This window comes from Neobacillus kokaensis (assembly GCF_014656545.1).
GTDB classification, from domain to species: domain Bacteria; phylum Bacillota; class Bacilli; order Bacillales; family Cytobacillaceae; genus Neobacillus; species Neobacillus kokaensis.
Window position 1 is genome coordinate 93,950 of sequence record NZ_BNDS01000006.1, and the last position, 22,873, is coordinate 116,822.

At 38.3% G+C, this 22,873-nt stretch carries 21 protein-coding genes and 1 other RNA gene; 13 read left to right on the forward strand and 9 right to left on the reverse strand.

Annotation, left to right across the window (positions count from 1 at the left end):
• Positions 1–312 precede the first annotated feature (312 nt).
• The 6 genes from IE222_RS08875 (at position 313) to IE222_RS08900 (ending at position 5,525) form a co-directional block, all read left to right on the forward strand.
• On the forward strand, positions 313–663 hold the full coding sequence (locus IE222_RS08875) for a CotD family spore coat protein (protein WP_191271872.1): 351 nt from the start codon (positions 313–315) through the stop codon (positions 661–663).
• 128 nt (positions 664–791) lie between these two features.
• Positions 792–1,349, forward strand: coding sequence for an SLOG family protein (locus IE222_RS08880; protein ID WP_191272172.1), 558 nt, complete (start codon positions 792–794; stop codon positions 1,347–1,349).
• 140 nt (positions 1,350–1,489) lie between these two features.
• A complete protein-coding gene (gene gpsB, locus IE222_RS08885) occupies positions 1,490–1,792 on the forward strand; it encodes a cell division regulator GpsB (protein WP_191271874.1) in 303 nt (100 codons plus the stop codon).
• An 80-nt stretch (positions 1,793–1,872) separates the two neighbouring features.
• Positions 1,873–2,268, forward strand: an RNA gene (gene rnpB, locus IE222_RS08890) — RNase P RNA component class B.
• A 138-nt stretch (positions 2,269–2,406) separates the two neighbouring features.
• Positions 2,407–3,558 (forward strand): THUMP domain-containing class I SAM-dependent RNA methyltransferase, encoded by a 1,152-nt coding sequence (locus tag IE222_RS08895; protein WP_191271876.1) that lies wholly within the window; start codon positions 2,407–2,409, stop codon positions 3,556–3,558.
• Between the two features lie 50 nt (positions 3,559–3,608).
• Positions 3,609–5,525: an ATP-dependent DNA helicase gene (locus IE222_RS08900; RefSeq protein ID WP_191271878.1), complete on the forward strand. Its 1,917-nt coding sequence runs from the start codon at positions 3,609–3,611 to the stop codon at positions 5,523–5,525.
• Positions 5,526–5,561: 36 nt separating this feature from the next.
• Here the strand turns inward: IE222_RS08900 and IE222_RS08905 are convergent, their stop codons facing one another.
• Genes IE222_RS08905 through IE222_RS08925 form a run of 5 tightly spaced genes read right to left on the reverse strand, consistent with a single transcriptional unit; the run spans position 5,562 to position 8,315 of the window.
• The gene (locus IE222_RS08905; protein WP_191271880.1) at positions 5,562–5,864 is read right to left on the reverse strand and encodes a metal-sulfur cluster assembly factor; all 303 of its coding nucleotides are present in this window, start codon (positions 5,862–5,864) and stop codon (positions 5,562–5,564) included.
• 13 nt (positions 5,865–5,877) lie between these two features.
• The gene (locus tag IE222_RS08910) at positions 5,878–7,122 is read right to left on the reverse strand and encodes a hypothetical protein (protein ID WP_191271882.1); all 1,245 of its coding nucleotides are present in this window, start codon (positions 7,120–7,122) and stop codon (positions 5,878–5,880) included.
• A 12-nt stretch (positions 7,123–7,134) separates the two neighbouring features.
• A complete protein-coding gene (locus IE222_RS08915; protein WP_191271884.1) occupies positions 7,135–7,344 on the reverse strand; it encodes a DUF2249 domain-containing protein in 210 nt (69 codons plus the stop codon).
• Positions 7,345–7,359: 15 nt separating this feature from the next.
• Positions 7,360–7,593: a DUF2249 domain-containing protein gene (locus IE222_RS08920; protein ID WP_191271886.1), complete on the reverse strand. Its 234-nt coding sequence runs from the start codon at positions 7,591–7,593 to the stop codon at positions 7,360–7,362.
• Positions 7,594–7,622: 29 nt separating this feature from the next.
• Positions 7,623–8,315, reverse strand: a complete 693-nt coding sequence (locus tag IE222_RS08925) for a Crp/Fnr family transcriptional regulator (RefSeq protein WP_191272174.1) — start codon at positions 8,313–8,315, stop codon at positions 7,623–7,625.
• Between the two features lie 240 nt (positions 8,316–8,555).
• Between IE222_RS08925 and IE222_RS08930 the strand changes: the two genes are divergently transcribed.
• Positions 8,556–10,919 carry a nitric-oxide reductase large subunit gene (locus tag IE222_RS08930; RefSeq protein ID WP_191271888.1) on the forward strand — a complete coding sequence of 788 codons (2,364 nt, stop codon included), beginning with the start codon at positions 8,556–8,558 and terminating at the stop codon, positions 10,917–10,919.
• Positions 10,920–10,938: 19 nt separating this feature from the next.
• Here the strand turns inward: IE222_RS08930 and IE222_RS08935 are convergent, their stop codons facing one another.
• A complete protein-coding gene (locus tag IE222_RS08935) occupies positions 10,939–11,091 on the reverse strand; it encodes a hypothetical protein (RefSeq protein ID WP_191271890.1) in 153 nt (50 codons plus the stop codon).
• A gap of 129 nt (positions 11,092–11,220) precedes the next feature.
• On the opposite strand from IE222_RS08935, the gene IE222_RS08940 reads away from it, so the two are divergent.
• The 3 genes from IE222_RS08940 to IE222_RS08950 all read left to right on the forward strand — a co-directional run bounded on the left by IE222_RS08940 (position 11,221) and on the right by IE222_RS08950 (position 14,205).
• On the forward strand, positions 11,221–11,454 hold the full coding sequence (locus tag IE222_RS08940) for a DUF2249 domain-containing protein (RefSeq protein ID WP_191271892.1): 234 nt from the start codon (positions 11,221–11,223) through the stop codon (positions 11,452–11,454).
• A 358-nt stretch (positions 11,455–11,812) separates the two neighbouring features.
• Positions 11,813–13,315, forward strand: coding sequence for a carboxypeptidase M32 (locus IE222_RS08945; RefSeq protein WP_191271894.1), 1,503 nt, complete (start codon positions 11,813–11,815; stop codon positions 13,313–13,315).
• Positions 13,312–14,205 carry a DMT family transporter gene (locus IE222_RS08950; RefSeq protein ID WP_191271896.1) on the forward strand — a complete coding sequence of 298 codons (894 nt, stop codon included), beginning with the start codon at positions 13,312–13,314 and terminating at the stop codon, positions 14,203–14,205. The genes IE222_RS08945 and IE222_RS08950 overlap by 4 nt, the downstream gene beginning before the upstream one ends.
• A gap of 29 nt (positions 14,206–14,234) precedes the next feature.
• On the opposite strand, the gene IE222_RS08955 is transcribed toward IE222_RS08950, so the two are convergent.
• Genes IE222_RS08955 through IE222_RS08965 form a run of 3 tightly spaced genes read right to left on the reverse strand, consistent with a single transcriptional unit; the run spans position 14,235 to position 16,541 of the window.
• Positions 14,235–15,893: a b(o/a)3-type cytochrome-c oxidase subunit 1 gene (locus tag IE222_RS08955; RefSeq protein WP_191271898.1), complete on the reverse strand. Its 1,659-nt coding sequence runs from the start codon at positions 15,891–15,893 to the stop codon at positions 14,235–14,237.
• Complete coding sequence (locus tag IE222_RS08960) at positions 15,893–16,369, reverse strand: cytochrome c oxidase subunit II (RefSeq protein WP_191271899.1); 477 nt, start codon at positions 16,367–16,369, stop codon at positions 15,893–15,895. The genes IE222_RS08955 and IE222_RS08960 overlap by 1 nt, the downstream gene beginning before the upstream one ends.
• A 22-nt stretch (positions 16,370–16,391) precedes the next feature.
• Positions 16,392–16,541, reverse strand: coding sequence for a cytochrome c oxidase subunit 2A (locus IE222_RS08965; RefSeq protein ID WP_191271901.1), 150 nt, complete (start codon positions 16,539–16,541; stop codon positions 16,392–16,394).
• Between the two features lie 669 nt (positions 16,542–17,210).
• On the opposite strand from IE222_RS08965, the gene IE222_RS08970 reads away from it, so the two are divergent.
• From IE222_RS08970 to IE222_RS08980, 3 genes are all read left to right on the forward strand, one after another.
• Positions 17,211–18,302 carry a type III polyketide synthase gene (locus IE222_RS08970; protein ID WP_191271903.1) on the forward strand — a complete coding sequence of 364 codons (1,092 nt, stop codon included), beginning with the start codon at positions 17,211–17,213 and terminating at the stop codon, positions 18,300–18,302.
• Positions 18,299–18,868: an isoprenylcysteine carboxyl methyltransferase family protein gene (locus tag IE222_RS08975; protein WP_223282631.1), complete on the forward strand. Its 570-nt coding sequence runs from the start codon at positions 18,299–18,301 to the stop codon at positions 18,866–18,868. Before IE222_RS08970 ends, IE222_RS08975 begins: the two co-directional genes overlap by 4 nt.
• Before the next feature lie 347 nt (positions 18,869–19,215).
• On the forward strand, positions 19,216–22,872 hold the full coding sequence (locus IE222_RS08980; protein ID WP_191271905.1) for a dynamin family protein: 3,657 nt from the start codon (positions 19,216–19,218) through the stop codon (positions 22,870–22,872).
• Position 22,873 lies beyond the last annotated feature (1 nt).

Here is a 22,873-nt window from a genome sequence, read left to right on the forward strand (position 1 = left end):
CGCTGACAAGGTACAATTTAAAATTGTTGAGTGAAATCAACTCTAGAATTATATGGAGCTGGTAATGATGTACAAAGCAATATTATTATTGTTCTTTATTGTTGTATGTTTGACTGCTGTTGTTTTTACTAGTTTAAAAGATAGCTTTTATTCATTTTTTTAAAAAATCTGATTGTTTTCCATGGAGATTAGTGAAATAATCATCAAAATTGAAAATTACCGAAAAAATAGGTATTTTCATTAGTACAAGAGTACTCCTTTCTTCATAGGCTGTTAATGTAAACACAATATGTATGGAAGGGAGAATAAATTATGTTTCCAGGATTTAATGTTACACCGCCAGTTGTTCATCCTACTACCAACTATGTGAACCATACTTTCTCTAAAACGGTGGTGCCTCATATCCATCCGGTTCACACTACAACGGTGAACCACCACATGTTTGAGCATAAGCATTACTGTCCACACACATCTTCTTGCTGTGAGGAAGTATGTAATCAACATGTGAACTGTTGTAACCCATGTGCACCAGGCGGAATGCCGGTTTCAAATGCTATGCCGGGATATGGTATGGGCGGAGCAGGTTTCGGTCCAGGAGGACCAGGCTTTGGCCCGGGAGGTCCTGGTTTTGGGGCAGGACCATATATGGGACCTAGACCATAAATTAATTGATAACATTTACAGGGGCTTTTAAGCCCTTGTTTTTTATATGTTTTATTTATTATATGTTATGCTGATTTCATTAAAATGTTTGTCCTATTTATAAAAAAATTCAAAAGGAGACGTTTTATATTAACGTATTGGTGATTTCTGGATATAAACCATTTGAATTAGGGATTTTTAAGAAAGATGATGCATCTGCTGCATTTATTAAAGCAGCGATTCGAAAATCGTTATTGCCTAAGGTTGAAGAAGGACTTGAATGGGTCTTAATCAGCGGTCAGCTGGGTGTTGAGTTATGGGCGGCTGAAGTGGTTTTTGAACTGCAAACAGAATTCCCGGAAATTAAACTTGCGGTTATTACTCCATTTTTGAATCAGGAAGCTACATGGAACGAAAATAATAAAGAATGGTATGAGTCTGTTCTAATGCAGGCAGACTTTGTGGATTCAGTAACGAAAAAGGGATATGAAAAACCATGGCAATTTCGTTTGAAAAATCAATTTTTCCTTGAAAAAAGTGACAGCCTTTTGCTTCTTTATGATCAGGAAAAGGAAGGAAGTCCAAAATATTTATACGAATTGGCAATAGAGTATCAAAAAAAACACGATTATCAAATTGAATTGATTACATTTTATGATTTACAAATGATTGTAGAAGAGGAACAATCGAAACATATGGATTATTAATTTTTTTAGGTATAGTTGCTTTTCTTCCTAATATAATGAAATTGGATGTGCTAGTCTGCCAATGTTACATGAAAATTGACAAAACCGTATATTTTTGAAAAAATAAAAGGTAATGATGGGCTAAACTTGAGGTGATTTGAATGCTGTCAGATAAAGTGAAATTAACGGCGAAAGATATTTTAGAGAAAGAGTTTAAAACGGGTGTCCGCGGATATAAACAAGAAGAAGTGGATAAATTTTTAGATTTAATTATTAAAGATTATGGAACAATGCATCAGGAAATTGAAGATTTGCAGCAAGAAAATCTAAGGTTGCGTAAACAACTTGAAGAGGCATCGAAAAGGCAGCCGGTCGCTCAGCCAGCCGGAACTACCAATTTTGATATTTTAAAGCGTTTATCTAATCTTGAAAAGCATGTATTTGGCAACAAATTATATGATTAACAAGAAAAACCGCAATTTCCTAATAATAACCATTGAATTAACTGCATGATATACATATAATATAAAAGTACTCATTAATAACGTTCGGGTAATCGCTGCAAGGAGCTATTTAGCGAATTGTTGAGGAAAGTCCATGCTCGCACGATGCTGAGATGCTCGTAGTGTTCGTGCCTAGCGAATTCATAAGCTAGGGCAGCTGGCGATGCCAGTTGACGGCCGGGAAAATACCTAAGTCCTTTTGGATATGGTATGAATACCTATAAAAGTGCCACAGTGACGTAGCCTTTCCAGAAATGGAAAGGGTGGAACGGGTAAACCCCACGAGCGAGAAACCCAAATTATGGTAGGGGCATCTTCCTTGAGGAATTAAACAACGGGAAGGACAGATTATTATAAATCTGTAGATAGATGATTACCGCCTTTGTACGAGACAATAGTCGCTTGGAGTACGGAGGAACAGAACATGGCTTACAGAACGTTTTTAATGAATAAATCATGCAAATAATTGCCCTCCTAAATCGGGAGGGCTTTTTATTCGTATACTTATTAAACTTTCTTGACAATAATGATTACGGAAAGAGTATGGTACATAGGAATTAAAAAAGGGTGAAATGATGGGTAAATATGAAATTATTGCAACCGCTGCAATGGGGATGGAAGCACTGGTGGCTAAAGAAGTTCGGGCTCTCGGGTATGATTCCAAAGTGGAAAATGGAAAAATAATGTATAGTGGGGATGAATATGCAATTGCTCGAAGTAATCTATGGCTCCGAACTGCCGATCGGATCAAAATAAAAGTCGGAGAATTTAAGGCCTATACGTTTGATGAATTATTCGAACGGACAAAGGCACTCCCGTGGGAAGAATTCCTTCCTGAGGATGCTGAATTTCCCGTCATTGGCAAGTCGGTAAAGTCTAAGCTGTTCAGCGTCTCCGATTGTCAAGCAATTGTTAAGAAGGCAATTGTGGAACGGATGAAGAAACACTATAAACGTAATAGCTGGTTTGAAGAAAATGGAGCCTTATACCGAATTGAAGTGGCGTTATTAAAAGATGTTGCCACTATTACAATTGATGCTAGCGGTCAAGGTCTTCATAAACGCGGCTACCGCGCTGCTCAAGGTGAAGCGCCATTGAAAGAAACAATGGCAGCTGCCCTTGTGATGCTCACCAATTGGCACCCTGACAAACCATTTTACGATCCTTTCTGCGGCTCCGGTACGATTCCGATTGAAGCAGCATTGATTGGACAAAATATCGCCCCAGGCTTTAATCGAGATTTTGTTTCCGAAGAGTGGAATTGGATGCCACAAAAGGTATGGGATGATGTTAGAACGGAAGCAGAGGACTTGGCGAAGTATGACCAAGAGCTTGATATTGCTGGATCTGATATCGATCATCGAATGGTAAAGATGGCACAGGAAAATGCTTTTGAAGCAGGGTTTGGCGACCTTGTTAAGTTTAAGCAAATGCAGGTGAAAGATTTTACAACAACAAAGGAATATGGTGTTATTGTAGGAAACCCTCCATATGGAGAAAGAATTGGAGAAAAAAACGCAGTTGAAATGATGTATCGGGAAATGGGACAAGTTTTCAGAGAACTAGATACATGGTCGATCTATATCTTAACTTCAAATGAGGAATTCGAGCAATTTTACGGCAGGCCGGCAACGAAGAAACGTAAGCTATATAATGGCTCAATCAAAACTGATTTGTATCAATATTGGGGCAAAAGGCCGCCTCGAAATAAAGAGTTAGAAAATTAATATTGAATAGCGTCGTTTTTTGACGCTATTCTTTTTATGAGGGGGATCTCATGCAAAACGGCATGCCTTTTACCGTCTCAAAGACGGAATCATTTTATGAAAAATTAAGCGAATGGATCGGCGACGTATTTTACGACATTCTTCCTGAGGCAGGGTTTGAGCTTCGTGATGAGCAAATTTTTATGGCCTTTCAGCTTGAAAAGGCTTTTAAAGAGAAAAATGTCATGTTTGCCGAAGCTGGAGTTGGAACAGGAAAAACGATCGTTTACCTGCTTTACGCTATAATGTATGCCCGTTATACCCATCGGCCGGCAGTGATTGCCTGTGCCGATGAAACCTTAATCGAACAACTGGTAAAAAAAGAAGGCGATATAGCTAAATTAGAGCAGGCATTAGGGTTAAAAATTGATGTGCGCTTAGCAAAATCACAAAATCAGTATTTATGCTTGAAAAAGCTCGATCAGGTTAGAAACTTTTCCGAAGAAATCAGCGAAATTTATAACCAATTGCCTGATTTTGTTCATTTGACAGGGTCGATGCAGAATTTTACTAAGTATGGCGACCGCAAGGATTATCCGACACTCCCTGACGAAGTATGGGGGAATATAGGCTGGGATCCGCTTCAGGATTGCTTTTCCTGCGATAAGCGTCATCGCTGCGGTTTAACATTACACCGCGATTTTTACCGTCATGCAAAGGACTTAATTATTTGCTCGCATGATTTCTATATGGAGCATATTTGGACAAAAAATGCTAGAAAGCGTGAAGGTCAGATGCCGCTGTTACCTGAGCATTCTTCTGTAGTATTCGATGAAGGTCACTTGCTCGAATTTGCTGCTCAAAAAGCTTTAAGTTATCGTTTTACGGACTATACATTAGAGACGCTGCTAACAAGGCTGATGGAGAATGAGGTACGGGAGAAAACCTTGTATATTATTGAAGATGCATTAATAGAAAATGAAGCATTTTTTGAGTGTCTGGCGCAATTTGCCAATCGCACACAGGGTTCAGAAAAACACGTGATTTCAAGACATCCAATGGTGATGAAACAATGTCGCAAATTACTTTCCAAGCTGCAAGAACTTGAAGAAGAACTTGTGTTTGAAAGTGAATTGTTTGTCATTGATGAATATGATTTAAAAATTGTCGAGGAATATTTAGAACGAATAACCTATTCCTTATCGCTGTTCTTGCAAGAATTAAACGGTATTACCTGGTTTGAAGAGATCGGTGACGAACACACTTTAGTCATTATGCCGAAAATGGTAGAAGAAGTTATGCGTGAAGAGGTTTTCTCAAATACAAAACCATATATATTCTCTTCAGCCACGCTATCAAATCAGAAGTCGTTTGATTATATTGCCTCCAGTCTTGGAATCGATAAATATTTCTCATTTTCGGTTGCTTCACCTTTTGATTATGAGGAAATGATGCAAATTTCTTTACCTGTGTTCAAAAAGGGAAATCATGATAAAAAAATTGAGTATGTCCTGAAACAAATCCATCAATCAGAAGGTAGAGCTATCATATTATTAAATAACCAAGCTGAATTAACAGAGGTTAGGGACAAGCTGAGTGAGGAATCTTTTCCATTTTCGATTTATTATGAAGGTGATGAGGAGATTAGTACCCTAGTTTCTAAATTTCAAAATGAAGAGCACGCTGTTCTTTGCTCCATTCATCTATGGGAAGGACTCGATATTCCCGGCAGGTCGCTTGAAAACGTGCTAATCTATTCTCTTCCATTCCCGCCGGATGATCCGGTTTTTACGGCGAAAAAGGCGGGCCTAGCGGATCCCTTTTCAGAAGTGGATTTACCATATATGCTGCTTCGCTTGAGGCAGGGAGTTGGCAGGTTAATAAGAAGTGAACAGGATTGCGGGACAGTCCACATTTTATTAGACGAAGGCATTGATATGGACGTTTTAAATAAAATTAAAGCTGTTTTACCGGTTCGCGTACAATAGGAAAAGCGGAAGCACCTGCTGCTTCCGCTTTTCTATTCACCATCTTCCTAATGCTCTTTTTCCGTCTTCAGTCATTTTGTCCGGTGACCATGCAGGCTGCCAAACGAGGTTGACATCTACATTTCTTACTTCTTCTACTGCTTCTACGCAGTAGCGGACCCCGCTTGTAATACTATTATGGAGCGGACAGCCTGGCGTTGTTAATGTCATCGTAATTTGAACATTTCCATTATCAGAAATTCCAATTCCATAAATTAACCCTAAATCCACTACATTGATATTTAATTCCGGATCGTAAACACTTTTTAAAGCGTCAAGAATTTTTTCTTCTGAGTTCATGTCAAACACCTCGTTATTTTTTTAGAACGCTGATTATGCTAAATGCCATCACAATAAATGTTATGGAAGCGACTGACTGTCCAATATTAAAGAGAATTACTGATTTGAGAACTAACGCAAAGAAAATTACAATAACTGAAGCGACAAAGAAGAATAAAACTGGGACAATGATCCTGTCATTCATCATATCCTTCAATACTGGTACTTTGGCTTTACCTATTTCTTTACTGTATTTAAATGTCCACCAAAGAAAGGGTACAATCTTATATAAATATCCGGTAATACTTAAGATGATCCAAAGCAAAATATAGGTGTAAACTAGCGGACCGATCAAATCTTTAAAACCAGGAGTCCATAAAAGGATAAAAGCTGATAAATGAATGATGTTCCCAAAACCAATAGCAGATAAGGCAAACGCAAAGGGTTTATCTAGCTTTTTCTTTAATCTTTTTTTAATAATGATACTAATATGCCAGCTAAAGATAGAAAATCCAACCAGCAGGAAAAAGAAACCGGTTTTTAATAGTAAGCTTTGTTCTGTAAAGAAAGATAATAGTGCCATCACAAGTCCTGACACATAGAAACTAAACACGAATCTGGCTTGAACCATTGGAAAACCATGAGATAGCGAAAACATCGGAACCATCTTATAGGAAAATCCGAAAATTAATAGGGTAAACCAGCCGGTTAAACCTAACAATAAATGACTTTTAAAAATAGCTTGATAGTAATCGGCAGCCGCGCCAGATTTTAAGCAATAAATTAAAGTAATCCCTAAAGCAATAGTTAGAAACAAACAAACTAGTGCTGTACCGACAAAGGCGGTTAAGATATTTGGTTTTGCCTGTGCTTTTAACGTCAGCACCATTTGCAATAGGAACATTAAAATCCCTAATAAGGTCAAGGTCCCTGGAATCATCGCATGCTGCGGTGACCAATAAAGGGCAGCTGCAAATAAAACGATCCCTGTTCCGGTTACAAAAAATTGAATAAAACCAAATGTTTCATTCCATATTTTTGTAAGGAAGGCCACTGGTACAAGCTGATACATAGAACCCATAGCGACCATTAAGGCCCAGCCTAAGATTAATAAATGGGCAGCCGACCAAATTGCCGGTATACGAAAGCTCCCAGCTGTCATCATCTGACCGTTGAATAATAGTAAAGCCTGTGAAACTACTAATGCAACTAAACTAAATATGATAAATGAAAAAGGAAGCTTAATATTTGTTTCACTTCCTAAATTTTGCGGAAGCATGTTCTCACCTTCTTAACGGAAGATTTTAATCTTAAAACTTCCGTCTGATTGTTGTTCTGTTCGCTGTTGATAGCCTAACTCTTCAAGCTGTTCATAAAGGAACATTGGCCGTCGATCATTAATAATCGTTAATATTTCATTCTCACCTAAGTTTTCCAATGCTGCTAATGTTCTCATCATAGGCTGCGGCGGTTCCAGTCCGCGATTATCTAATATCTTCATGAAATGTCACCACTCCTAGTTGATTTTTGTAAATGTTACTTTCCAGTGTTTCTTCTCAATTTCTACAGCATCATGTGAAAAGCCCTTTGCTTTTAATACCGTAAACAGCGGGGTGGGTTTGAATGGTGCATGAAGGATAAAGATATCATCCTTTTTACATTCTTTTACCGCCTCCATGATTTTTTGAAATGGTTCAATTTTATTTTTTAAATCCTCACGTACATCAAGCTCAATAATTTTTGGCTCCATCTTAATCACTCCTTTTCAATTAATAGTTTTTAAATAAATAATTCGGTTTGCAAACCTTCACGGTCGATGAAATAATCACCCTCTTCAGTCTGAAGAATATATTCTTTCTTTTTTAATTGATTAATGGTTCGGCTGACGGTTTCTCTTGAAGTTCCAATCATATTGGCTAGTTCACGGTTGGTAAATTGGGTAGTCAGCCGAAAGCGGCCCCCGATTTTTTCTCCATTTGTTTTACACAGCCTAATAAGAAGTAAAACAATTTGTTCAAAGGTATTATGGAGGACTTGAGCTTCTAATCTTCCTTGTAAATCAACAATTTTTTCACCTAGAACTTTAAATAGTTTGATACAAAGTTCTGGATAAGCAATGAGTATTTCCTCGAATTTATTAATTGGGATAACAATTAAATGTGTATCTTCCATGACTTCTGCATGTGCCGGAAAGTTTCCTTTTCGAAAAAAGCCAGCGTGAGGAAACATTTCACCAGGTCCTAATACAGATACAATTTGTTCTTTACCCGAAAAATCTGTTTTATAAATTTTTACCTTGCCGTTATGAATAAAGAATACGCGGTCAAGGGGGTCATCCTGCATAAAGACATACATTTTGTGTTTATAGAACCGAGTTTGGGCTATCTCAATGATTGGTGCTAGCTCATCAGCAGATAACTCTTTAAAAAGAGGGACATCAGACAGCCTCTTTTCAATATCTTCTTGCCTCATTAACATCACCTTCATGTTATTAATTCCTGATTGATTTTATTTTAGCAATGTCATCACAGGAAATATGTGACCTGCATCATAGAAACGGGGTTTTTGTGAAAATAATTCTCAACGTGACAATATGTTAAATGTGTGGTTTTATGTGAGAAATATCACAGACAAGAAATGAAACATCTCACAATCAACAAACTTTGTGAGGGTTAAAATAGGCTTTGTAAAAAAATTGAGAGGATGAAAAGCATGGAAATACAACGGGGAACACCATCAACAAAGGTCGTAAAGGAAAATAAGAATGCCCTAATGAAATCCATTTTAATAGTAACAATATTACTGAGCTTCACTGTACTGCTTGGCGGTGGTTATTGGATCTTTAAGGAACAGGCTCCAAGACCGCTAGAAGTTACCAATCAAAAAGGTGAAGTGTTGTTAACGAAACAATCGATTATGGGAGGGCAGGCTGTTTGGCAAAAATATGGATTAATGGATTATGGTACTGTGTTGGGACATGGTTCTTATATGGGACCAGACTATACAGCTGAATCCTTAAAAATATATACCGAAGGAATGCAGGATTTTAAGGCAAATCAACAGTTTGGCAAAGATTATGCTTCCATAAATGAAAACGGAAAATCTATTATAAAAAATCAAGTCATTAAAGAAATGCGGGAAAATCGATATGATTCCAGCAAAGATACGTTACAGTTAACAGATGCACAGGTCTATGGTCTACAAAAAGTAAGAGCCTACTATAAGGGAATTTTCACAAAAGGCGATGGCTGGGGCTTAAAGGGAAATCTTATTAAGGATTCTGATATGCCAAAAACCGACAGAGCCTATGTTGATAAAGGTGACCAAATTAAGCAAATTTCCGATTTCTTCTTCTGGACTGCATGGCTTTCAAGCACTGTTCGCGAAGGGGATAAGATTACTTATACGAATAACTGGCCGTATTATGAAGATGCCGGTAACCATATGTCCTTCTCGGCAGTTTGGTGGAGTGGTGCAAGTATAACGATTTTAATTTTAATGGTGGGGATTATTTTATATTTCTTTTACCGCTATCAATTTAGCATGCAGGAAGCGTACAAAGAAGGAAACTTCCCGCGGATTGATTTACGGAAAATACCGGTGACGAGCTCACAGGTGAAAACAGGTAAGTACTTTACGGTTGTTTCGATCTTATTCTTTGTTCAATGTATGTTCGGTGCTTTGCTTGCCCACTATTACATTGAACCAGACAGCTTCTTTGGTATTAAGTGGATCCATGATATTCTTCCATTTAATATTTCAAAAGGCTATCACCTTCAGCTAGCGATTTTCTGGATTGCTACTGCATGGCTTGGTATGGGGATTTATGTTGCACCGCTTGTTGGCGGTTATGAGCCTAAGAAACAAGGCTTATTAGTTGATATTTTATTCTGGGCACTAGTAGTACTTGTCGGCGGCAGTATGGTCGGAGAGTGGCTTGGGGCAAATGGCTATCTTGGAAACAACTGGTTCCTCTTTGGGCACACTGGCTGGGAATATATTGAGCTTGGACGGATTTGGCAGCTGATTCTTATTATTGGGATGTTCATCTGGCTGTTTATTGTTTTCCGAGGAATTAAGGCAGGGCTGAAGAAGGAGTCAGATAAAGGAGGCTTGATTCATTTATTATTTTACTCTGCCATTGCTGTACCAGCTTTCTATATATTTGTTTTATTCATTAATCCAGGTACAAGCTTTACCTTCGCTGATTACTGGCGCTGGTGGATTATTCACCTTTGGGTAGAAGGAATTTTTGAAGTGTTTGCTGTTGTAGTCATTGGTTTCTTATTAGTGCAATTAGGGCTGGTAACAAAGAAATCGACAGTAAGACAATTGTACTTCCAATTAACCTTGCTGCTAGGAAGCGGGGTTATAGGAATTGGACACCATTACTACTATAATGGATCTGCTGAAGTATGGATCGGGCTTGGCGCTGTTTTCTCAGCACTTGAGGTTATTCCCTTAACATTGTTAATTCTAGAGGCATACGAGCAATATAAAATGATGCGTGATGGCGGCGTGGATTTCCCATACAAAGGCACTTTCTGGTTCCTTATTTCAGTTGCCATTTGGAACTTAGTCGGAGCAGGTGTTCTTGGCTTCCTTATTAACCTGCCGGCGGTTGCCTACTTTGAACATGGGCAATTCTTAACACCGACACATGGCCACGGTTCGATGATGGGTGTGTATGGTATGTTTGCCTGTGCAGTACTGCTATACTCATTAAGAAATATTGTCAAACCGGAGGCATGGAATGACAAATGGATTAAATTCAGCTGCATTATGCTGAATATCGGGCTTGCTGGAATGGTTTTCTTTTCACTGCTTCCTGTCGGATTCATGCAAGTTAAAGAAGCATTTTATCATGGCTATGCCGCTAGCCGTGCATCATCCTTTTTACAAAAGGATCTTGTACAGACAATTTTAACTTGGCGTGCTGTGCCTGACACCATTTTCTTAATTGGTGTTATTGTCTTAACCTTATTCTGTATCAAAGCACTTTTCAATTTACGTAAGCCAACGCATAAAGAGGAAGAGAAGCTGCCTGTGAAAGATCTTTCAGTTAATGAAGAATAATACAGAAAATCCGCAAGGCTTAGCTTTGCGGATTTTCTTCTTCATTAGAACTGGTTTCATGGCAGTCAAAACAATACGTCTGTTTATTCTCTGTAATGACTCCGTTGAAAAAGCCATCTAAACAAAAAATTTCTTTACCACAGCATTTGCACATACCAACTAATTCTTTCATTAATTTTTCCCTCCCAGTGTTTAACCCTATTAACAAAATCATGTAGGAAGTGTGATAGGGTTCACTATTAATTGATAAGCATTTTTCTATAATGAAATAGAAGTTAACAAACTAAAAGGAGTGATAATGATGCAATCATTTGCGAAAGTTATCAATGTACCAGATTATCCACCGAAAGAAAAACATCCAACAATTTTTAAAGCATTTGATGAATTAGCCTCAGGTGAAACGATGCAAATCGTTAATGACCATGATCCAAGACCGCTTCTTTATCAATTTATGATGGAAAGACCAGAGCAATTTAACTGGGAATACTCCGCAGAAGGTCCAGAGATTTGGAAGGTTTCGATCAGTAAAAAGTAATAGGGGTTTTATAACCCGATACCGCTGCACTCTCTCTTAACGTTTTTTAATTTTCCATAAGTATCCTCTTTTTTCCTATAAATTTATTTTACAACAGAATTCATTTCTGTTGTCTTTTTTTGGAGATAATATTCTGAAGAATATGATAAAATTTATAAGAGAAGCGCAAGTGCCTTCGGAACAAACACAGCTTGTTCCTGCGATGATTATTCTATGGAGCTTTCCTTAGTGGTCAGTCCCGAAAAGCACAAGACGACCGGTGAGAAGGCTATTCTTTAGCATTCTTGACGGATTGGCTTGTGACCTCGAGGGGCTAGGCGCTTGAGCTGGACAATTAGAAAAGAGGAGGGGATCAGTAATGGATTTAGCGCAATTAGAAAAAGATTTTTTAACTTATGTTAAAAAGATGACGGCCTATAATGAAGCACTTGGTGTCTTATATTGGGATATGAGGACAGGAGCGCCTAAGCAGGGCGTGGAGCAACGGTCAGAAGTAATTGGCTTGTTATCTACTGAGGTCTTTAATATGTCTACATCGGAAGATATGGCTGCATACATAGCTAGTTTATCGAAAGCAAAATTATCGGAAACAACTAGAAAAATTTTGGAGGAATGTAAGAAGGAGTACGACCGGAATAAAAAGATTCCTTCAGAGGAATTTAAGGAATTTGTCATTCTTCAATCAAGAGCTGAAAGCATTTGGGAAGAGGCTAAGGAAAAATCAGACTTTAGCATGTTTCAACCATACCTAGAGAAGCTTGTAGAAATGACAAAACGATTTGTCGGCTACTGGGGGCATCATGAAAATATGTATAATGTTTTGCTGGACCTATACGAGCCAGGCATAACGGTTGAAGTATTAGATGAAGTGTTTGGAGAATTAAAAGCAAAGATTATTCCTTTAGTTAAGCAGATTTCTGAATCCCAAAATAAACCCAAAACTGATTTTCTATTTCAAGCCTTCCCAAAGGTTAAACAGCGTGAATTAAGCCTCGAGATTCTAGCACAGATGGGGTATAACTTTGATGCCGGCCGGCTTGATGAAACGGTTCACCCCTTTGCTATCGGTTTAAATCCTGGAGATGTCCGTGTAACGACCAAATATGATGAACAGGATTTCCGGACAGCCGTTTTCGGCACCATCCATGAGGGAGGCCATGCCTTATATGAACAAAATATTTCAAAAGACTTAATTGGTACACCTTTATGTGATGGAACTTCGACTGGTATTCACGAATCACAGTCGCTTTTCTATGAAAATATTGTCGGTCGCAGCCTGCCGTTTTGGAAAAAGAATTATCAACTTTTGAAAAACTTTGCCGGCAGCCAGTTTAATGATGTGGAGGTTGAAGACTTTTATCGGGCGATCAATGAATCAAAGCCTTCCTTCATTCGAATTGAAGCGGATGAATTAACCTATCCGCTTCATGTTATTATCCGATATGAAATTGAGAAGGGATTATTTAATGGTGAAATTGAGGTGAAAGACCTTCCAGCAATCTGGAATGATATGTATGAGCAATATTTAGGAATTCGCCCTGAAAATGATGCACAAGGGGTTCTCCAGGATGTTCATTGGGCAGGAGGCAGCTTTGGTTATTTCCCATCCTATGCTCTCGGTTATATGTATGCGGCTCAGTTTAAGCAGGCGGTAATAAAGGATCTTCCGAACTTTGACCAATTGCTCGAACAAGGTGATTTACTGCCGATTAAGGATTGGCTTACAAATAAAATACATCGCTTTGGAAAATTGAAAAAACCGTTGGAAATCTTGCAGGATGTAACAGGGGAGGGCTTAAACGCCAAATATCTGATAGAATATTTATATGAAAAGTATAGGAAGGTGTATCAATTAAATTGAAACGCCTATACCCGATTCTTTTAATTACCGTCAGTGCATCGTTATGGGGAGTCATCGCCATTTTTGTCCGCAAGCTTTCCGATATAGGTTTTTCTTCTATGGAGATTGTGACAATTAGAGTGGTAACAGCATCTGTTTTGCTTTGGATAATTGGGCTTATGAAATATAGCCAGCAAATGAAAATCCAATTATCGGACATTAAATTATTCATTGGAACAGGTATTTTTAGTATTGTTCTATTTAACTGGTGCTATTTTACCTCTGTAAATCAAATGAATTTGTCATTAGCCGTCATTTTACTTTATACTTCACCGGCGTTTGTGACGGTTTTATCGTTTCTATTTTTAAAAGAAAAAATGACGTGGGTGAAGGCAGTTTCAGTAACTGGAACGATCGTAGGCTGTATTCTTATTGCAGGCGTCAGCCAGCATGATACGGCATCAATAAGTACAATAGGGATTATTACTGGACTTGGTGCCGGTTTTGGTTATGCTCTGTATAGCATCTTTGGGAAATTTGCTTTAGAAAAATATCAGCCATATACCGTAACTTTTTATACATTCTTAGTCGCGTCTATTGCCTTAGTCCCCTTAACCCGTTTGTGGAATAAAGGAAGTCTGCTTATGAGTATGGATGTTTTAATTTATGGTATTGGATTTGGATTGTTTCCGACGGTTATTGCTTTTCTATGCTATACAAAAGGACTTGAGAAAATCGAAAGCAGCAAGGCAGCCATTATCGCTACAGTAGAACCAGTAGTTGCTACCATTTTAAGTTTATTGCTTTATAAGGAGAGCTTTGGCTTGATTCAGGCTGTTGGTTCAGTAATTATCCTGTCATCCGTAGTAATCGTTAATCTCCCGAAAAAACAAAGGGCTTCAATCACTTAGGATTGAAGCCTTTTCCATTGATTGGTTTTTTACCAAGTTTTAAACCCTTTTGATCCTGGAGGAGCATTTTGGATAATATCGATAAACGGAATCGTGTAAGCAAACAGAATCAGTGCTGTTAGGATCCCAAGCCATAATTTCCAATTTTCAAATACCATTGGTGCTTTTTCATCGAGATTTTCTGCTTCCCCAACAGGGAATTCTTCTTCTCCTTTTGGAGCAAAAAAAGCAAGGTTAATAAAGATGATCACAACTAAAATAATGCCAAGGAATAAAATTGTACCGCCAACAGCTTGGGCAATTTGATATGGAATCCAATCAAGAGCCTGCTGAGAATCTCCATAGGTTGAGAACGCTGAACGGCGTGGACCCCCCAAAAGACCTTGAATATGCATGGCACCTGACATGAACGCCATTCCAATAAACCAAACCCATGCTTGGATAATCCCCAACTTATTCATTGCTTTTGTTAATTTCCGACCGGTTAAATGAGGCACAAGCCAGTAAGAAATACCAAAGAATGTTAACACTACAGATGTTGCTGCAGTTAAATGGAAGTGTCCTGTTACCCAAATGGTATTATGGACAACTTGGTCCATTTGGTTCGAAGCATTGATAATACCGCCTGCACCAGCAGGAATAAAGGAAGCCATTCCAATGAACGGAACGATGAAACGGGCATCATTCCAAGGCAGGACCTTAAACCAGCCAAGAAGACCTTTAGCTCCTTTACCGCGTCCATATCTTTCAAATGTTGCAAATAAAGAAAATGCAGTCATTAATGATGGGATAACAACCATGAACGTTAAAATAACTTGGAAAAACTTCCATGCTGGATCAATTCCTGGTTCGGTCAACTGATGGTGAAACCCAACTGGAATTGAGAAAAGCAAAAATAGAATAAAAGATAAACGTGCCAATGAATCTGAGAAAATCTTACCGCCAATAATCTTCGGAATGATAGCATACCAGCACATATAAGCTGGGAGTAACCAGAAATACACAAGCGGGTGTCCGAAGTACCAGAATAGGGTACGGCTCACTAATACATCCACACGGTCAACTAAACCTAAAGACCAAGGAAGTAATTGGAATAAGACGGTTGCTGCGACACCGATTGTAGCGACAATCCACATGACAGTATTAATAACGGCCATAAAGCTTAATAATGGACTTGGTTTTCCAGGGTTATTCCTGCGCCATTTAGCATAAGTCATAATTTGTGCAGCACCGTCAACCCAGCTGCCGACAACGACTAATGTTAAGCCTAAGTAAAAAATCCAATGTGCCTGCAGCGGTGCATAGAATGTATAAAGTACAGATGCTTCATTAAGTAAAATCATGGTACCGGACATTAAAGTGCCGGCTGTCATTAACCAAAAACCGACCCAGCCTGTGGTTCTAGCGGCATTTGAATGGGTGCCGGCAGTTCTGCTGACAGCAGCATACTGGAAGCCCATGATAAAAAACGTTGTTAGAACAAGTCCCATTAGCACACCATGTGCAGTTAATACTTGATAATAGCCAATTCCTAAAGGAAGTTCAAATTTCCCTGACCGGACAAGGGTTTGAAGTAACCCCATAAGCCCGCCTAGAGCAAGCGCACCGAATGCAACAAAGAAATGCGCCATAGAAAGTTTTGCATCTTTAGGATCAACTTTTGCTTTTGCACCGTAACTGTTAATCATTATTTAACCACCTCAATCTTAGAGAACATTAAATGGTGTCCCGATCCGCAATATTCATTACATACGATTAAATATTCGCCGGCTTTATCAAAGGTTGTTGTATATTCGCTGACATAACCTGGTTCAAGCATCATGTTGATATTTGTTCCGGCCACCTCAAAACCGTGAATAACGTCTTTAGTTGTTGCGATTACTTTAACCTTTGCGCCAAGTGGAACTTCCACTTTAGCTGGATTATACGAGAAAGCGGAAGCCACATAAACTAATTCATAGTCCCATTCTTTTCCCTCAACCTTATGCAGTCCTGGTTTATCGAATGGTTTTGTCGTATCCACCTTTTCTGAATCAATGGTGGTTAAACAGCTTGGCGGTTTGTTGCCAAGGTAGAAGGCGCTTACACCTACAGTTGTTAAGAAAATGATGAGACAGCTGATACCGAGGATCAGCCAAATCTTCTCCAGTTTATGCATGTGCATAATTTTTTCCCCCTTCAATTAATTAGAAACGTTCTACGAATAGGAAGTAGACACTAAGCCACGAAATGATAATAAATAATCCTAAGAATAAAACAGAGGCAAACGTCCCCTTTAAAGAAGAACTGTCTTCTATTTCTGTTTTTTGCTTTGTTTTTAATTCTGGATTCGCCATCCCTATACACTCCCTTCCGAAAGTTGAAAAAATAAATTTAGTAAGTTCTCTTTCATAATACAAAACAATTGGAAAAGGAAAATATGAAATTTCGCAGTTCACAAATTGTTCATTACTTAGGTATTCACTATGTTAATGTTAAAAACTTGATATAACAGTGATTTATGTCACAAATACCTCGGTGTAAATGTGAATAAAATGTGAAAGATCACATCTTCTCTGTGACTTAAGTAATTGAATAGTTGTAATCAGAATCACATTGATTTTCTGTCACATTGCGGAAAAGACAGAAATAAAATAACAAAAAAACTATTTTTTTAATTCCGAAGAGAGTGGTGAATATGGAGAAATATTATTGTGAACAATGCCGACTGCTATATAACAAAATGGAAACATGTAAAATATGCGGAACCCTTGCAAGTAACAAAATAAAAATAGAGGTACAAAAACAGCCAGAGAAATAAGTAATTTAAAAATTGGAAAAGATTGTGCAATGCTTGTCGATTCATCCTGTTATATAATAAAAGTGCACAACAACAACAACAACCTTCAAAACGTTTGCTTCTCCACTGGGGGGAGCTTTTTTTTAATTCCCCGCCGTAAAATAAACTGCATAATTCTGTTTAAAGTGGTAAAAATACCCGTAAAGAAGAATAGGGGGTATGAACCATGCCGACCATCATTTCAGCTGCAGAAGCTATTCCTCCTTACATGATCAATCAAGAAACAGCCAGCCAGTTTGCCAGAGAGCTATTTTTCGATTCTTTTAAGGACATTGAAAGGCTGCTTGCAGCCTTTCAAAATGGGCAAATTGAGAAACGTCATTTTGTAAAAAATGTAGATTGGTTTAGAACAAGCCATTCATTTGAAGAAAAAAATGAGGCTTATATTGAAGCGGCCGTCTCCTTAGGTAAAGAGGCAATTGAGAAGTGTTTAACCAATCGTTCATTTCTATTGAATCCCGTTCATTTTGAAGAAATCGATGCAATCTTTTTTATCTCGACGACCGGACTTGCGACTCCAACGATTGAAGCAAGAATCATGAATCAGCTTCCTTTTCATCCGTATACAAAGCGGATACCAATTTGGGGGCTTGGATGTGCTGGGGGTGCTGCCGGTTTATCTAGAGCATATGAGTATTGTTTAGCGTTTCCTAAAGCTAAGGTTCTTGTCCTTGCCGTCGAACTATGCAGTCTTACGTTTCAGCATAACGACATGTCAAAAAGTAATTTAATTGGTACATCTCTTTTTGCTGATGGGGTTGCCTGTACCTTAGTATGTGGCGATGAGTGCAATTTGGAACAGATTCGCAGAAAGAAGACCATGCCGTCGATCATGGCAGTTCAGTCTACACTAATGCCGGATTCCTTAGACGTGATGGGGTGGGATATTAAAAATGAGGGGTTATATGTTGTATTCTCTCGAGATATTCCTCGTATCGTCGAAAACTGGCTAAAACCCAACGTTATGAGCTTTCTACAGCAGCATCGAATGGATATTAGCAATATTGATTATTTTATTGCTCATCCAGGCGGTAAAAAAGTATTGGACGCCTATGTGAAAGCGCTTGAAATTCCGACTGATTGGACTAATATTTCATTGGATGTGCTGAGACAATATGGGAATATGTCATCAGTGACCATTCTGTATGTTTTGAAACGCTATTTAGAGCTGGAAATCCCGCGTGGTTCATATGGTTTATGCACTGCTCTTGGTCCTGGCTTTAGTTCAGAATTGCTGCTATTGAGGTGGTTTGATTGATAGATTTTTTCCCTTTTATTTGCCTTATTAGTTATCTAGCCGCCATTCGGTCAATGGAACTCGGAATTGCTAAAAGCAATGAAAATTGGATGAAACAGCGGGGAGGCGTAGAATTTGGAGCTTCCCATTATCGTGTTATGGTATTGATGCATATGCTGTTTTTTGTGGCTTTTATCCTAGAGAAAATAGGATTAAACCAAGGCCTCTCACCGATTTGGCCTGTGATTTTATTTTCTTTTGTCCTTGTGCAATTTTTAAGAGTCTGGGTAATTGTATCTCTAGGTAGATATTGGAATACAAAAATTATTGTACTCCCAAATGCGAAAGTCATCATGAAGGGGCCATATAGATTTTTACGACATCCAAATTACTGCGTCGTTTCACTTGAACTCTTAGTTATTCCATTGCTGTTTTCATCGTACATTACGGCAATCCTTTTTACCTTATTAAATATTTTGATGCTAAGAGTGCGGATTCCAGAAGAAGAGAGGGCGCTTAGAAGTTTAACGGAATACGAGGGAATCTTTCAAGAGCATAATCGGTTTATTCCAAAGTATGTTAAATAACTGTGAAATTTTTAATTTGGACTGTTGAAAACGATTATCATCTGTGCTAAAATCTATTTAACAATGATATTCATTCTCAAGTACGAGCGTGATAAGGAGAGTGTTACATATGGCATATGCTTTAGTTGGCGGAACCATTCTTATTTACACATTTGTTATGAAGCACGTATTAAAGAACGTTACACATTAAAATAGGTATTTCCAATACAGCCAAGGAGTTTCCAAACTCCTTGGCTTTTTTATTTTTTATCTTTTTTTATAATGTTCAATATGTCAAGATAGGAAAAGTAAGAATTATCGTATAAAATAGATACTATTATCATGTTTGTTAAGGGGTATAAAACATAATGGTGAAAACAGCTAATCCAAACGAAACCATTCAGACGTTAAAACAGAAAATTGTTTTACTTTATGAATACTTAATGGAAAAAAACGATATTGAGAATGCTGAAAAGGTGAAACAGCTTGCAAAAAAATTAGTAAATCGAGAATATGCGATAGCGTTTTGCGGTCATTTTTCCGCAGGCAAATCAACCATGATCAATCGGGTAGTAGGGGAGAATTTATTGCCATCAAGTCCTATCCCAACAAGTGCCAACCTGGTAAAGGTGAAATCCGGCGAAGATTATGCAAAGGTATTCTTTAAGAATGAAAAGCCACGGCTATATTTAGCTCCCTATGACTATAACTTAGTAAAAAATTATTGCAAAGATGGCGACAAAATTGAAGAAGTAGAAATTAGCAGCAGTGAGTCACACCTGCCTGCTAATACGGTGATTATGGATACACCCGGCATTGATTCTGCCGATGATGCCCACCGTATAGCCACAGAGTCAGCTATTCATCTTGCTGACTTAATTCTGTACGTAATGGACTACAACCATGTTCAAGCGGAACTAAACTTTTTATTTACGAAAGAATTGACCGAAGCAGGAAAAGAAGTTTATTTAGTAGTCAATCAAATTGATAAACATAAAGATGAGGAGTTAAGCTTTCAAGATTTTCAAAAAAGTGTTATCGATTCTTTTGGTTCATGGGGTGTAAAGCCAGCTCGGATTTTTTATACATCATTAAAATATCCAGATCATCCGCTGAATCAATTTCACGAGTTAGAGCAGTTCATTGCAGACCATTTAGTAGCCAAGGACAAATATTTACTGCCATCTGTTTTTCACTCTTTGAAAAAAATTGCCGGTGAACATAATACGAAAACAAGCAAATTGGAGGAGGAAAAGCTTGCGCCAATTTTTGATCGTTTAAACGAATTATCTGATCAGGAAAAGGCGGGATTAATGGAATCCTACCAAAAGCTAACTTCAGACCTTTCAGGTTTAAAAGGTGGAATCGAAGCAAAAGAAAAGGAATTTGATAATGAAATCAATCAAATTTTAAAAAATGCCTATTTAATGCCATTCCAAACAAGGACACTTGCTGAAAGCTATTTGGAATCCTGCCAAAAGGAATTTAAGATTGGCTTCTTATTCTCCAAGCAGAAAACGCTGGAAGAGAGAAAAGCAAGGCTGGATAAGTTTTATCAAGACATTGCTGACAAAACGAAGTCACAGCTTGAATGGCATTTGCGTGAATTCCTGCTCAGGACTCTAAAAGAGACAAAATTGAATCAAGGTGAGCTGCTGGGATTGGCCCAAGCCTTTACCGTCACCGTTTCTGAACAAATATTAGTTGAAGCAGTAAAACCTGGCGCACGCTTATCTGGTGAATATCTGCTTCATTACACGGAAGATGTCGCAAATGAAATTAAAAAGATTGCTAGAAATCAGCTGGATGAATTTAAAACGGTATTCCTAGATGCAGCTGCTGAGCAAATAGCAAATCAACAAGCACAATTTGAGCAGCAATTCAGCAAAATGGAGAGATATGTTGAGGCGTTGGACGCCTTACAAACATATCAACAAAAAGCAGCAGATAACGAGAGACAGCTTCATGATCTCCTTAGTAAATCGGAAGAATTACATGACAATGATCATCATGTATTTGATCAAGAGGAAGAAGAATACGAACTTGTTAAAACGGATGCTGAACTGATATCTGACAATGAAAAAAAGAATATACGTTCAAATCAAAACAAAGAAGCTGTTACTAAAGTTAATGAACCCGTTCTTAAGAGTGAAGATGACCATTTAAAAGCAACAGTTGGGCGGCTTAAGCTTGCTTCGAATTTAATCTCTGATTTACCTGGCTTTAAAAAGCTTTCCGCTGAATTAACAGAGAAAGCCAGCAGGCTTGAAAACAAGGGCTTTACGATTGCGCTATTTGGTGCCTTCAGTGCGGGAAAATCCTCTTTTGCCAATGCCTTAATGGGAGAAAAGGTGCTGCCGGTTTCGCCTAATCCGACAACTGCCGCAATTAATAAAATTAAACCGGTTACCCCTCATTACAAGCATGGTACTGCGTTGGTAAAGTTTAAGGAAAGTGCAGCAATGCTTGAGGATGTTAACCGTTCCCTGAAGGTTTTTGATTTGGAGGCAAAAGATTTTTATGAGGCGGCTGAGGTCATCAGCCAAATTATGCTTGAAAAAGGTCAGGCTGGTGTCCTAGAGAAAACACATTTTGCCTTTCTTAAGGCATTTACGAAAGGGTATGCTTCTTTTGTGTCAAGGCTTGGGACGGTCTTAGAAACAGATCTTTCCGAATTTAATGAGTTTGTCGCTTTGGAAGAAAAATCATGTTATGTGGAATGGATTGAGCTTTATTATGATTGTGAACTAACCCGGAAAGGGATTACTCTAGTAGATACACCGGGGGCTGATTCCATTAATGCCCGTCATACCGGGGTTGCATTTGATTATATTAAAAACTCAGATGCAATTCTTTTCGTGACCTATTATAACCATGCCTTTTCAAAAGCGGATCGGGAATTCTTAATTCAGCTTGGCCGTGTAAAGGAATCATTCCAGCTGGATAAAATGTTTTTCATCATTAATGCGATTGATCTTGCAGAGGATGAAGAAGAGAAAGATGCCGTCTGTGATTATGTTAAAGAGCAGTTAATGAAGTATGGGATTAGAAATCCGCACCTATATCCATTATCCAGCTTGCTGGCATTACGGGAGAAAACTAATCAAGCCGTAACAGAGCCATCTGGAATGAAACATTTCGAGCAGGATTTCTCGATGTTTATTTCTAACGACCTGACACAAATGGCTGTTTCTGCAGCGGAAAAAGAAGTTGAAAGGGTTCAGGATGTTGTAAACAAACTTATTCAGACTTCAAAAGAAGACCAAAGCATAAAAGAAAAGAAACGGTTGGATATTGAACAGCAAAAGGCACAAATCAGCAGGTTATTAGCAGCACAAACTGCTGACACGCTAAACAGCAGAATGCTTCAGGAAGCGGAAGAGTTAATCTATTATATTAAGCAGCGCGTCTTTTTCCGCTTCGGTGATTTCTTTAAAGAGGCATTTAATCCATCCACATTAAGGGATGATGGCCGCAACTTGAAAAAAGCATTACAGGCCGCACTTGATGAATTTTTGGAAAGCTTTGGGTTTGATTTTGCCCAAGAAATGAGGGCAACAACGGTAAGACTAGATCGGTTTGCAGAAAAGTTGTTTATAGAATCTCAAGAAGTATTAATTCGACATTTGCAGGAAATAAACCAGGATCTTTCTTTTTCAAGGTTTGAAGCAATTTCCAATAACGAATTAGATTTCCCAATCGCTTTTAGCAAAGCAGAACAGCATGTGTTTACAAAAGCCATGTCTTATTTTAAGAGTCCAAAGGCGTTTTTTGAAAAGGACGATAAAAAATTGATGTCAGATGAGCTTACTAACATCTTACAGCCACTAGCAGATCAGTATTTACAGCAGGAGTCAGAGAGAGTTAAAGGATATTATACGGATGAAATAACAAATGAATTCACCCGTCTAATTGAACAATTCAAGGGGCAGACAGAGGATTTCTATTTAAGCTTACTAGCCGCATTAGATGGCGGAGTGTCGCTTGAACGTCTGGAGGAAATCAGGCAAAAATTAGCGAACTAAT